Origin of the sequence: Bacillus cereus group sp. MYBK245-2, assembly GCF_051916145.1 — a bacterium.
GTDB classification, from domain to species: Bacteria; Bacillota; Bacilli; order Bacillales; family Bacillaceae_G; genus Bacillus_A; species Bacillus_A pacificus.
Genome location: NZ_JBQAGB010000001.1, coordinates 878,302 through 891,069 on the forward strand (window position 1 = coordinate 878,302; position 12,768 = coordinate 891,069).

Sequence of the window (12,768 nt, forward strand, 5' to 3'; positions counted from 1 at the left end):
TAAGTAGAGGGCCTTCCTATTGCATATCTTCTTTTTTCCAAAGAGGCCTTACATGAACGATTACTGTACGAATAACCGCTAAAATAGGAACTGATATTAATAACCCTACAATTCCTCCCACTTCTCCCCCAACTAGTAGTGCAAGCATAATAATGACAGGATGCATGCGAAGGGACTTACCAACGATATAAGGGGATAAAATGTTACTTTCTACGAATTGCAAAATAGCAATCGCAATCCCCGCTTTAATGAGTAAACTTGTTGATACCGTTGCCGCAATCATTAATGTCGGAATCGCCCCTAAAATAGGGCCAAAGTACGGTATTATATCCGTCACCCCAATAATAATACCGAGTAACAATGGATATTTCATACCGATAAACCAAAAGGAAAGAGCAGATACGCCCCCTAATACTAAACAAACAAATAACTGTCCTCGAATATAACTTCCAAGTGATTTATCAATTTCTTTCGCCAGCATTTGCCCCGTACTACGCCACTTACTCGGAACTAGTTTCCAAAAAATATGATAAAACTCGCCGTAATCTTTTAATATGTAAAATACAATGAACGGAATTAAGAAAATAATGAGTAACGAATCCAGTACACCGCGAGCTGTGCTCATCACTTTATTTAAAAGTGCTTGTATCTTCGTCTCTACTCCAACAAAAATTTGTTTCACCTTTTCATGAATAAATGACGGGAAGTTCGCTGTTTGTTCTGTAACACCATCCATCCAAGAATCATACATTTTTGTAAACTGCGGGAATTGTTCATTGATTTCTTGTAATTGCTTAATCACAACCGGCGTTCCTTTATAAATTCCATAACCAATTCCGCCAAAGAAAAGGATGTAAATGAGCAAAATAGCGAGTGTGCGCGGCATCCCTTCTTTATGAATTTTTTCAATTAAAGGATGCAATAAATACGCAATAAAACACGCGATAAGAAACGGTGTAATGGCCACTTTACATACAAAAATAATCGGTGCCCATAGCGGCTTAATTTTTAAAAAGACGAGCAAACAAAGAAAGACAAGTAACAATAATCCTAAACGGTATATCCAAATGATTTTAAGATTCTTCACACGAAAAACCTCCTCCACCTTTATTGTGAAAATAAATAGGGTAGGTTATGTGCAAAAGTTTTAAAATCTTTTTGTGCAGACCATACTGTTTTGTAAAGACGCACATATATATACATAACAAGGACAACCACCCCTGAGAACGCAGCGTGAAACAATTTAATCAGGAGGGCTCATAATGGTTTTATTTATGCTCGTATTATCAGCACTTTTTATGATTCTTGAATGGATTTGTATCGGGTTTGGTATTTGGAAAGGTTTCTTTATTCGTTCCTCACGAAAAGAAAGAGCGAAGCATTTATTTCATTACGGAATGCTTGGCGTTGGATGTTACGGCCTATCTTATCTCTTCTCTGAAATTGGACTTTTATATTTGCATACAAATGCATAAAAAAACTCCCTTGTTGATGAAGGGAGTTTTTTACGCTTATAAATAAGATTTAATCATCTTACGTGCTTTTTTCATATTGCGTTTTGAAAAGACATCTTGTTTGCGAGCATATTGATATGCTGCCGCTCCAACACCTAATGCGATTAATGAATTGCGTAGATTCAAAGTAAATCCCCCTTTTCGTTATCCGATCGTTCTTTCATTCTCATCAAATAAATCATCAAGAGAACTTAACGAACCATCTTCTTCTACTTGATGCGTATGGATTTTCCCCTTTGAAACCGATAATTCGATATAACAATTCCAGCAATAAAATTGGTTGACACCTATTTTCCCAATGTCTTTTCCTTTGCAATTTGGACAAATAAACATATGGCGTTCATCTCCTTACAGTCTCCCGGATTCTATTCGCCATTATTTCCAAACTGCATTCATTTATACATTGCTGGAGCCTTTCAACGTTATACGTTTGAAAGTTTCACTATATAATTTCACCTTTTTACATGAAATCATACGGTGAAATGTTTTCCACGTCCATTTCTTCGCCATTCACTGTTACCATCTGTACTTCTCCTTGCGATTCCTGCAAGCGATTAGCTAAAGTCGTTTGACGCATTGCATCATCAAGGCGATTTACACCAGACTGGAAAGCGGCTTCCTCCCCGCAAATAATAAGGAACTTCTTACTTCTTGTAATACCAGTATAAATTAAATTACGACGTAACATACGATTATAACTTTTTACTATCGGCATAATCACAATCGGAAACTCACTGCCTTGCGATTTATGAATCGAACAGCAATAGGCATGTGTAATTTGATTTAAATCTGGTTTTGTATATGTTACCTCAATTCCATCAAATGAAACGATAATCATATCTTGTTGCTCAACGTTCTCTTTCGCATAAAACACCGAAACAATTTCGCCGATATCACCATTAAACACTTGGCTCTCCGGCTGATTAACAAGTTGCAAGACTTTATCGCCTCTTCGGTATACAACATCACCGTAAGCAATTTCTTTACTCTTTTCCCTTTTCGGATTAAACACTTCTTGCAACGCTTCGTTTAATACATTAATACCGGCCGGTCCACGATACATCGGGGCCAATACTTGTACATCTCTTGCGCTAAATCCTTTTGTCTTAGCATTTTCACAAACCTTTTTAACAACCTCAACAATTTGAGCTCCTGTACAGCCGATAAATGAACGATCTTTTTGATTTTGCGCTAAATCTGGAGGGAGTGTTCCATTTTTTATCGCATGGGCAAGTTGAATAACTGATGAGCCTTCCGCCTGACGATAAATTTCAGTAAGCTTTACTGTTGGAACTGCACCTGCATTCAATAAATCTTTCAGCACTTGTCCAGGTCCTACAGATGGCAATTGATCTTCATCTCCTACAACGATAACTTGAATGTTCGTGGGCAATGACTTAAATAGCTGATTTGCAAGCCAAATATCAACCATTGAGAATTCATCAATAATGAGTAATTTCCCTTGTACCGGATCCGTTTCATTACGCTGGAAAGACCCTTCTGGCGTCCAGCCAAGTAAACGGTGAATTGTACAAGCTGGAAGACCTGTTGATTCACTCATTCGCTTCGCTGCTCTTCCTGTTGGGGCCGTTAATAATATCGGAAATGGATTATCATCACTGTATTCATTCGGATTTAACGATAGCCCGTGAAGTGACGCATACATTTCAACAATTCCTTTAATAACTGTTGTTTTTCCTGTTCCTGGTCCACCTGTCAATAACATCATCGGTTTATGAAGTGCCGTTTGAATTGCTTCTTGCTGAAGTGGTGCATACTGTACGCTCAGTTGTTCTTCAATTTCACCTAACGTCTTTAACACTTCTGCTTCAGGGAATGAAGGTGTTTCCTCCTGATTCATGAGCCTGCGAATAGACTTTACAACACCTTTTTCAGAGTAGAATAACGATGCCAAATACACTCGTTCTTCTTCAATAATAACTTTCCCTTCACTTTGCATCATTTCAATACAACCTATAATGTCTTCCTCCGTCACTCTTCCTTCTTGATTATTTAAAAGTGACATCGTTTCTCTTACAAGTTGATCTTTTCTCATATAAACGTGACCAAGTTGTAATGATACATTCTCTAACGTATAAAAACATCCCGCACGTACACGATCATCATGATTACCCGATATCCCTAACGCACGTCCTATATCATCCGCTCTTCCAAATCCAATTCCATCCACTTCTTCAATAAGCTGATATGGATTATTACGAATCACTTCTAATGTCATCTCTTTATATTGTTGGTAAATCTTAATAGAAAGCTTCGTTCCAAAACCGTAACCATTTAAAAAACTCATTACTTTCTCTAATCCTTGATGTTCAACAATTGTCTCATATATTTCTTGCGCTTTTTGCTTGTTTACAACACCATTTAAAGCCTCAGGATCATCCATAATTTTAGAAATAGCATGTTCCCCTAGATGGTCCACAATTTTTTCAGCTGTACGCTTTCCTATCCCTTTAAATAAATCACTCGCTAAATATTGCACCATACCTGCTTTTGTTTGCGGCAATTCTTTCTTAAACGTTTCAACTAAATATTGTTTCCCATACTTCGGATGGTCTTTAAAATGCCCTGTCAACGTAAACACTTCATCTTCATGCATGCGGGGAAAATGACCGTTTATCATCACTTTTTTTTCGTCGTACGTTTCATTCGTTTCAATGACTTTCATACTGACAACGGAATAGAGGTTTTCTTCGTTGTGGAAAATGGTATGAAGAACTTGCGCTTTTATAAACTTTTTCTCTTCCTCAAACAAATCCATTGCATGTTGATTTCCCATCTTTCCTCTCCTTTCCGGTTTCGCTTCACTTTAATGAGCAGTACATCCCCCACCTATTTAGATGAGGGATAACTACCCATTAAACTACATTTTTCTTATTCAGCTTCTTGCTCTAATAAACGAACACCATTACCCGCTAAAAAGTGATCTGGCTGAATTTCAGTTGCTTTCTTAAATAAAGCGAGAGCCTTCTCATTTTTTTCCTCAAATACGTAGGCAACACCTAAATTATAATACGCATCTGCATGCTCTTCATCCATTTCTAATACCTTTTCAAAATAAGGTTTCGCCTCTTGAATATGTTCTAGTCGCGCAAAGCAAAGTCCACACTGGAACAAAGCTTCTACATCGTTTTCATCTAATTCTGTTGCTCTTTGTAAAAACGGCAGTGCAAGACGATCATTTCCAAGTTGCACATGTGTAATACCTAACATAAACGTTACATCAGCTGATTGTAATCCAGCTTGCATCGCTTGTTCAAATACAGCTTTAGCCTCTGCAAATTGCTCTTGACCGTAATATACGTTTCCTAATCCATAATAAGCAGCCGCAGATTTATCATCTAACTCTAATGCACGTTTATAAAATAAAATTGCTCTCTCACTATCACCTAGTACATCTAATAAGTTTGCAAAATTAATATATCCAAGCGCATCTTTCGGATTTTCTTCGATTGCTTCTGTGAAATTTTTAGCAGCTTCTTCCCAGTTTCCTTCTTGCATATATTGAATACCTGTTTCAAGTTTGTTTGACATGTCCTTCACCTCTACAACAAATTATAACAAAGAATGTATTTTCCAAGCGAACGAAAATTCGCCTTATGTAAAAGAAACCTCTAACCGCGAATCGGTAGAGGCTTCTCGTTTTATCCTAAATAATCCAATTTCTTACCGCTACGGTACACTTCATCAATTGTAGCACCGCCTAAACACTCATCTCCATCATAGAAAACAACTGCTTGTCCTGGTGTAATTGCACGAATTGGCTCGTCACAAAGAATACGAACTGTATTTTCATCAACGATTTGAACCGTTACTTTATTATCTTCTTGACGATAACGGAATTTCGCTGTGCACTTAAATTCTTTCTCTTTCGCTTTATTACTTACCCAGCCAACATTTGTAGCAATAACTTCGTCGCCATATAGAAGTTCGTTATGGAATCCTTGATCAACATATAAAATGTTTTCTTTCAAGTTTTTCCCAACAGCAAACCACGGATCACCGTTACCACCAATACCAAGGCCATGACGTTGTCCAATTGTGTAGTACATTAAACCGTCATGCTTCCCTTTCACTTCGCCAGATAACGTTTGCATCACACCTGGTTGTGCTGGTAAATAGTTACTTAAGAAATCTTTAAAGTTACGCTCACCAATGAAGCAAATACCAGTACTATCTTTCTTCGCCGCTGTCGCTAAACCAGCTTCTTTCGCCATTTCACGAATTTGTGGTTTCTTCAGTTCACCAAGCGGGAACATTGTTTTTGATAATTGCTCTTGGCTTAATTGATTTAGGAAATACGTTTGATCTTTATTGTCATCAACGCCGCGAAGCATTTTATATTCGCCGTCCATATAAGCAACGCGTGCATAATGACCTGTTGCTACATAATCAGCACCGAGCGCAATGGCATGCTCTAAAAATGCTTTAAATTTAATTTCTTTATTACACATTACATCTGGGTTTGGTGTACGACCAGCTCGGTATTCATCTAAGAAGTACGTAAATACTTTATCCCAGTATTGTTTTTCAAAGTTTACTGCATAATACGGAATACCAATTTGGTTACACACTTCAATTACATCATTGTAATCTTCTGTTGCTGTGCAAACACCATTCTCATCTGTATCATCCCAGTTTTTCATAAAAATTCCGATTACATCATAACCTTGCTCTTTTAATAAAAGAGCCGCTACAGATGAATCGACGCCACCGGACATCCCAATGACAACGCGTGTTTCGTGAGGTAGTTTGTTCATCATGTCACCTCCCATGCTAATTTTGTGTTAATCGCTTCACGATTTTCACTGTTTCGTACGCCGCTTTCTCAACTTGCTCTTTCGTATTTCCAAGTCCGAAACTAAAACGTACGGATGAACGTATTTGATCGGAGTCTTTTCCGAACATCGCCACTAATACATGTGATGGATCAATCGAACCAGCTGTACAAGCCGAACCACTTGATACTGCAATGCCAGCTAAGTCTAAGTTCACAAGAAACGGTTCAATGTTCATTCCTGTAAAACTAATATTAAGCACATGTGGTAATCGATATTCTAAGTTTCCGTTTACCTCGAAAGTAATGTCTTCATTTTTGAAGACAGATACCATTATATCTTTAAACTCTTCATATTGGGCATTTTTTTGCTCACGAGTTTTTTCAGCTAGCAAAATTGCATGTTGCAACCCAACGATGCTCGGCACATTTTCAGTACCAGCACGGCGTTTTCTTTCTTGCTCCCCACCTATTAATAACGGTTCAAATTTCACGTTTGCACCAGCATATAGGAACCCGACACCTTTTGGTCCGTTAATTTTATGAGCCGAAATTGATAATAAATCAACACCAAACTCTTTCACATCAATTTCTACTAAACCGTAAGCTTGTACCGCATCTGTATGGAAATAAGCTTGATGATCTTTTAGCAACTTACCTATTTCCGCAATTGGTTGCATCGTCCCAACTTCATTATTCCCAAACATAATAGATACAAGAATTGTCTCTTCTATTAATGCTTTTTGTATGTCAGAAACTTGAACGCGTCCTGTTTCATCAACAGGTAAATATGTCACTTCAAATCCTTCACGTTCTAACAATTCACACGTATGCAAAATTGCATGATGTTCAATTTGCGTCGTTATAATATGGTTACCTTTATGACGATTCGCACGTGCTACACCGATAAGCGCTAAATTATCCGCTTCCGTACCACCACTCGTAAATATAATTTCATTCGGATTCGCATGAATGCTACGTGCACATGCGCGTCTCGCCTCATCTACTGCATGGCGCGTTTGACGTCCATAAAAGTGAATACTAGACGGATTTCCGAATGTTTCTGTCATATATGGAATCATCTTTTCGACCACTTCCGGGTGAGTCGGAGATGTCGCAGCATGATCTAAATAAATGCGTTCCATTAAATCTCCTTCTTTCCAAATCGTTTCACAAGGAATTAAATGTAAAACATATAGCCCCCGTGATTTTCTTCCTCATAACGTACTAAATCTTCTAACGTTGTACTATCTAACACTTCTTGCACCGCATCACGAACACGCATCCATAATTGGCGTTGTGCTGGTTCTTCTTCTTCTATCATTTCTACAACACTAATCGGACCCTCTAATACACGGATTACATCCCCAGCTGTAATGTTAGCTGGCTGATCTGATAATACATACCCGCCATATGCTCCGCGTGTACTCTTTACTAGACGCGCGTTACGAAGTGGTGAGATTAATTGCTCTAAGTAATGTTCCGATAAATCGTGTGCCTGCGCAATTGATTTTAAGGAAATTGGACCTTCACCAAACTTTTTTGCAAGATCGATCATAATTGTTAAGCCGTAACGGCCTTTCGTTGAAATCTTCATCTATTTTGCACCTCTTTTCAAATTTTCACTTCTATTGGTTATATCTTATTTATAAAAGAACACAATTTAAAATCCTATGAAATTATAGCATAATATAGTATTATAAGAAATTTCAACTTGTGTATCAAAATGATAACATAAAATCACATTGAAAAACTCGGAAATTATTACAATTGAAAGAAAAATGAAAATATTCATATTCATTTTTCCCACAAAACAGCATCCTATTTCAAATTCCACTAAAAAAAATGATACGATAGAAAGAGATTATACATTAAGGGAGACGGTAAAAATGAAACAACCACTCGCACATCGAATGCGCCCTACAAATATTCAAGAAATTATCGGACAACAACATTTAGTTGGTGAAGGAAAAATTTTATGGCGAATGGTCCAAGCAAATCATTTTCAATCTATGATTTTATATGGCCCTCCAGGCACTGGAAAAACATCCATCGCGAGCGCAATTGCAGGAAGTACCGGAACCCCTTTTCGCCTATTAAACGCTGTTACTCACAATAAAAAAGATATGGAAGTTGTCGTACAAGAGGCAAAGATGCATCGACACCTCGTTTTAATTTTAGATGAAGTACTTGTATAACGTTATCTGGTAGTAAATAATAAATCCAATAAAAATATGCATTAAATCCTTATAATAGAAGGGTTTATTTTTTTATCCACGAATATATGTAATGGATAAAAAATAAACATTGATTACGAATAATATTTGTTCATATAGGGGGAGATACGTGAAGTGCAGTTTGAACATGATTATACATTTGTAGTGAAAGAATATGATAAGTTTCATTATATTAATGGAAGGGTAATACAAGAGAGAGTGGTTGGTATAGGAATAAAGGAAAAAGAAACAAATAGATTATACCCCTCTCCTTTAACACACTATATACGGACATATTATCGTGGAGCATCTAAATCTTTGAGTTCACAAAGAAATGCTGCATATGAACTAATAAAGTTTTTAAACTATATTAGCAATCAGGTCAAGAATGAAAGAACAGAATTTGTTACTTTGAAAGAGAAAGGTTTATTCGGCTTAAGACTAGTCCATGGATCACAATATATATCCTATTTATCACTCAAAGCAAGAAGCGAAGAATTATCTTCCGATTATGTATATAGGATAGAAGGCTATTTAATTAAATTCTATCAATGGTTATCGACTAATCAAATTATTCAAGAAAAGATTAATATAGAGAGAGGCTCTCCTTTTAATAATTTAGAATTAGGTACAATTTATCCTGGCCGAGACGAAAGAGTATCAGACAAACTAGTGGACTTTGGTGAAAACAGATACGAACTGGTTCAAAAATTTATTAGAATCGCTCAGGATATCGCACCTGATATAGCGCTTGGGGTTTGTTTCCAGGTTTATGGAGGTTTACGAACAGGAGAAATTGTAAATCTAACTAAAGAGGCAATCGAATCACCATACTATTGGGATGATACAAATTTAGGGGAACGTAAATTCATTTTAAAAGTAAGAGAAAGGCATTTAGAGTTATTTAAAAATAAAATAAACCACCAACATGAAGGCGTAAAACGTCCTCGTAATCAAGCTTTGTTAATTAATCCACTTCTTTCTCAAGTTTACAAAGAACATAAACAACTCTTAAAAAGACTGAATAATCAAATGAATATAAAAAATCAAAATGCATTATTCATTGCAAAAAGGACAGGAGAACCAATGTCAGGAAAAACTTATAAAGAGTTATTTAATAAAGTAAAAAAAGGGTTCTTAAAAAGTATAAGTGATGAAGGGCGAATGGATGATTATTTATTTCTCACTGATAAAAAATGGTCTACTCATATTGGGCGAGGCATTTTCACCAACCTTCTTCTTCAAGTTGGCGCTACTATTCCTGAGGTTGTAATTGCTAGAGGAGATAAGTACGCAAGTTCCATAATGAGTTATGTAGAAGAAAAGAATGCCCTGCACATAACACAAGAAGCAATTGATAATATACGAATAGCGGCCGAAACGAAGAATGCAGATATTAATAAAAAGAATATAGATAATTTTAATTTTTGGGAAGTGAAAAAATGAAGCCAAACCCTATTTCTATTGAAGAAGCTGTTCAACATCTTGAAGAGTACCAAAAAGAAATCAAAGAATTACAATGTTATAAAGGTCAATTTAAAACGCTCGGTACTATTGAGAAAGAAAATCCAAAATTAATTGAACTTACTGGAATTAGTGTTATTAAACGTTTAGAGAAAGAAGGTATAGTCTCTCAGAAGAAGTTCAAAGGAAATTCGTTATATTCTCTATATTCATTAGCTAAATATAAGTTATCATTAAAACTGTTAAAGAAATATTTTTATACAACTCCAGAAGCTTTCTTAAAATTAGCTGACAAGGAAAAGGATATCCATATCTATCCATATACGCTTGAGCAACACTTTCACTACTTACACAAAAATGGTTATATAAACCTCATATTGCTTGATCATAAAATAAATTCCAATAAACTTTTTATTCCTAAACAAGATATTACAAGATTTAAAAAGGAATATATCTCAATAGTACATGCTGCTCAAGAAGCCGGTGTTCTGTTGGTAAGCTTTAAACAATACTGGCTGAAAACATACCCCAAAGAGATTGTTCGATTCTATCAAAAGAATTTTCATTATATGTACCTTAATAAAAAAGATTGGCAGTCATTTCTAACAGAAAAAAGAAAGGTTGGATACATAGCAAAAGAACAAGTTGCCAAAACACTTGGTATTACCGCAGACAGTGTTGAAAAAGTAGTAAAAGAGTACAATATTGTAACTGTAAAAAGGGAAGGGTCTCCGATTACCTATATAAAAAAAGAAGATGTCCAATTTCTCATCGATAAACAAAATGAATTGTGGGGAAAAGTGCGAAACGAGTACCTTACTACCAACGAAACAATCAGAGCACTTAATATTTCTAGGAGCACATTAACACAAATAGTTTTTAAAAATAAAATACATTCAATCTTTATCCCTCCCCTTATATGCACAAATCGAGATGGTATTAATTTTCGCACTCGTCGAGCTTTAATATTTTTAAAAACAGATGTATTATCCCTCAATGAACGCAGACAACGAGAGAAAGGCATTGAAAACATCATATATAATTCCGAATCAACCACCTATGATGTACTACAATCAGCATTACGAGAGGCTAGTATTAATTTCAGCGATAAAGGAAAAGCAACTGCAACATATTGGTTTTCATATGTAAAACGAAAATCATCAAAAAGTAAAGCATCTAGCGTCACAATGAAAAAAGAAATACGCATGCTCTTTAACACCTCAATATTATTAAGTAAATTAACAGATTTAAAGGAAATTTTCATTTATACAGATAATGAATTAAATTTGGCAGTATTCAATTCAAACATAAACAAAACTGTACAGACCGAAATGTATAAATTTTTAAGACAACTATTTGAAACAAGAGAGATTGCGGGTTTACCTACTAATTATGAATTCAGTAAACTCCATAATATTTATAAGGAACCCAAAAATACACAAAGAGAAAAAAACATTTATTCACTCGAAGAATATATTAGCTTACTAGATTATACAAAAGATATTATAAAACATAAAAAAAGAGCAATAGAAGATATTCGATTGCAAATCCAAAAAGAACTACATTTACACAGGGATTCTTCCTGGTTATATGTATTACTGCATTTGAACAATGCATGGCGACATTATGATGTAACCTCTTTTCCCAGAATAAACTTACAACATACACAACTTGGAAATATGGAAGTAATGGAGGCATTAGAGTGGCTAGAAAGGAATAGTTTAAGTGACGACGATGTTATAAATATTGTTAATCAAGTAAAAGCTATGTCGTTCGTACATTCAAAAACAAAGAAAAAACGTCATTTCTTTTGTTCATATGAACTTATGGCTGCCTTTGCGCATTCTACTGTATTATGTGAACTTCGCTGTCAAATCTTTCAACCTTTATCAGAAGTTCTAATTAATTTTAATAATAGCAAAAGAGTTTTTACTGCAAGACAAAAAAATGGTTTCTTCGAAAGTCATAACGATAATTTTATCTTTAAATCTAAACAAATGAATCGCACATTGATTAGCTACGTTTATAGTGTGATTAAAAAGACGACCAAACGCAATCCTTTAGAAATCACCAAATTCATACGGGGTCACAGTAACGAAGAAACAACGAACATTTATATTGATATACCTCAAGAACAAATGGATTTCATAACAAAACAATTATTTGATCTCGGTCACTTTGGCTATGCATATGATGCTTTAAGTGAATTGATATTACAAGAATCTATTGATAACAGAGAAGAGCGAACTCAAACTTCTCTAGCACTAAAAGAAGTATTTGGTGATGTACATCATATTGAACAAGTAGCTCGCTATTTAAATAGATTAAGTGAAGAACAACAAATTGTTTACAAAGTTATCAAAGGACTTTCAATTGAAGAAAGAAAAGATATATACGAGTCCATAAGGCTAGGACAACAACCCTCGAAAAAGGAATATTTCCAATGTATTTATCCAATCTGTAAATTTCCAAATCGAGATTGCGAAAAATGCCAGTTTGCGGTTCCAAATTTTTATGCATTGTCACAATTAGAAGAAGAATTCCAATTAAATTTCAGCAATTTTAAAGAACTATTTAATACAACAACTAAACAAGGTGAAAAAATCCGTCTTTCTAATACCCTATATAATTACCTATATTTAATAGAAGCTGCTGTAAAAAAATTTGGAAAGGACGTAGTATCTTCTTTCTTTGAGAATGGATTAGAAGAGTTAAAAAAAGATTTACGATCAATTCCTAATATTAAAGAGTATGTAACTATTCAACGTTAAGGTAGGCG

General features: G+C 35.3%; 11 protein-coding genes and 1 pseudogene. 4 read left to right on the top strand and 8 right to left on the bottom strand.

Annotated elements, in window-relative coordinates:
• Positions 1-16 precede the first annotated feature (16 nt).
• The gene (locus tag ACTFRN_RS04630) at positions 17-1,087 is read right to left on the bottom strand and encodes an AI-2E family transporter (RefSeq protein WP_000793116.1); all 1,071 of its coding nucleotides are present in this window, start codon (positions 1,085-1,087) and stop codon (positions 17-19) included.
• A 175-nt stretch (positions 1,088-1,262) separates the two neighbouring features.
• On the opposite strand from ACTFRN_RS04630, the gene ACTFRN_RS04635 reads away from it, so the two are divergent.
• Positions 1,263-1,475, top strand: coding sequence for a hypothetical protein (locus tag ACTFRN_RS04635; protein ID WP_000242550.1), 213 nt, complete (start codon positions 1,263-1,265; stop codon positions 1,473-1,475).
• Positions 1,476-1,511: 36 nt separating this feature from the next.
• Here ACTFRN_RS04635 and ACTFRN_RS04640 read toward each other — a convergent pair whose 3' ends face one another.
• From ACTFRN_RS04640 to cymR, 7 genes are all read right to left on the bottom strand, one after another.
• A complete protein-coding gene (locus ACTFRN_RS04640) occupies positions 1,512-1,640 on the bottom strand; it encodes a YrzQ family protein (protein WP_001053553.1) in 129 nt (42 codons plus the stop codon).
• Positions 1,641-1,658: 18 nt separating this feature from the next.
• Complete coding sequence (locus tag ACTFRN_RS04645) at positions 1,659-1,847, bottom strand: hypothetical protein (protein WP_000469281.1); 189 nt, start codon at positions 1,845-1,847, stop codon at positions 1,659-1,661.
• 127 nt (positions 1,848-1,974) lie between these two features.
• The gene (gene recD2, locus ACTFRN_RS04650) at positions 1,975-4,311 is read right to left on the bottom strand and encodes an SF1B family DNA helicase RecD2 (protein WP_074567756.1); all 2,337 of its coding nucleotides are present in this window, start codon (positions 4,309-4,311) and stop codon (positions 1,975-1,977) included.
• A 95-nt stretch (positions 4,312-4,406) separates the two neighbouring features.
• On the bottom strand, positions 4,407-5,066 hold the full coding sequence (locus ACTFRN_RS04655; RefSeq protein WP_000066391.1) for a tetratricopeptide repeat protein: 660 nt from the start codon (positions 5,064-5,066) through the stop codon (positions 4,407-4,409).
• Between the two features lie 110 nt (positions 5,067-5,176).
• Positions 5,177-6,292 carry a tRNA 2-thiouridine(34) synthase MnmA gene (gene mnmA / locus ACTFRN_RS04660; protein WP_001038008.1) on the bottom strand — a complete coding sequence of 372 codons (1,116 nt, stop codon included), beginning with the start codon at positions 6,290-6,292 and terminating at the stop codon, positions 5,177-5,179.
• A 16-nt stretch (positions 6,293-6,308) separates the two neighbouring features.
• Entirely contained in the window at positions 6,309-7,454 is a 1,146-nt protein-coding gene (locus tag ACTFRN_RS04665) for a cysteine desulfurase family protein (RefSeq protein ID WP_074567757.1), read from the bottom strand.
• A gap of 35 nt (positions 7,455-7,489) precedes the next feature.
• Positions 7,490-7,906, bottom strand: coding sequence for a cysteine metabolism transcriptional regulator CymR (gene cymR, locus ACTFRN_RS04670; protein ID WP_000704116.1), 417 nt, complete (start codon positions 7,904-7,906; stop codon positions 7,490-7,492).
• A 292-nt stretch (positions 7,907-8,198) separates the two neighbouring features.
• Here cymR and ACTFRN_RS04675 point away from each other — a divergent pair.
• The 3 genes and pseudogenes from ACTFRN_RS04675 to ACTFRN_RS04685 form a co-directional block, all read left to right on the top strand.
• Positions 8,199-8,498: pseudogene (locus ACTFRN_RS04675) on the top strand (AAA family ATPase); the annotation flags it as partial.
• A gap of 162 nt (positions 8,499-8,660) precedes the next feature.
• Positions 8,661-9,971, top strand: coding sequence for a hypothetical protein (locus tag ACTFRN_RS04680; protein WP_088106415.1), 1,311 nt, complete (start codon positions 8,661-8,663; stop codon positions 9,969-9,971).
• Positions 9,968-12,760: a hypothetical protein gene (locus tag ACTFRN_RS04685; RefSeq protein ID WP_254231465.1), complete on the top strand. Its 2,793-nt coding sequence runs from the start codon at positions 9,968-9,970 to the stop codon at positions 12,758-12,760. Before ACTFRN_RS04680 ends, ACTFRN_RS04685 begins: the two co-directional genes overlap by 4 nt.
• The last annotated feature ends 8 nt before the right edge of the window (positions 12,761-12,768 follow it).

Bases quoted from the DNA above. Each gene is read 5' to 3' on its own strand.
- ACTFRN_RS04645 (WP_000469281.1), bottom strand. From the start codon at position 1,847: ATGTTTATTTGTCCAAATTGCAAAGGAAAAGACATTGGGAAAATAGGT.
- ACTFRN_RS04635 (WP_000242550.1), top strand. From the start codon at position 1,263: ATGGTTTTATTTATGCTCGTATTATCAGCACTTTTTATGATTCTTGAA.
- ACTFRN_RS04655 (WP_000066391.1), bottom strand. From the start codon at position 5,066: ATGTCAAACAAACTTGAAACAGGTATTCAATATATGCAAGAAGGAAAC.
- ACTFRN_RS04685 (WP_254231465.1), top strand. From the start codon at position 9,968: ATGAAGCCAAACCCTATTTCTATTGAAGAAGCTGTTCAACATCTTGAA.
- ACTFRN_RS04665 (WP_074567757.1), bottom strand. From the start codon at position 7,454: ATGGAACGCATTTATTTAGATCATGCTGCGACATCTCCGACTCACCCG.
- recD2 (WP_074567756.1), bottom strand. From the start codon at position 4,311: ATGGGAAATCAACATGCAATGGATTTGTTTGAGGAAGAGAAAAAGTTT.
- cymR (WP_000704116.1), bottom strand. From the start codon at position 7,906: ATGAAGATTTCAACGAAAGGCCGTTACGGCTTAACAATTATGATCGAT.
- mnmA (WP_001038008.1), bottom strand. From the start codon at position 6,292: ATGAACAAACTACCTCACGAAACACGCGTTGTCATTGGGATGTCCGGT.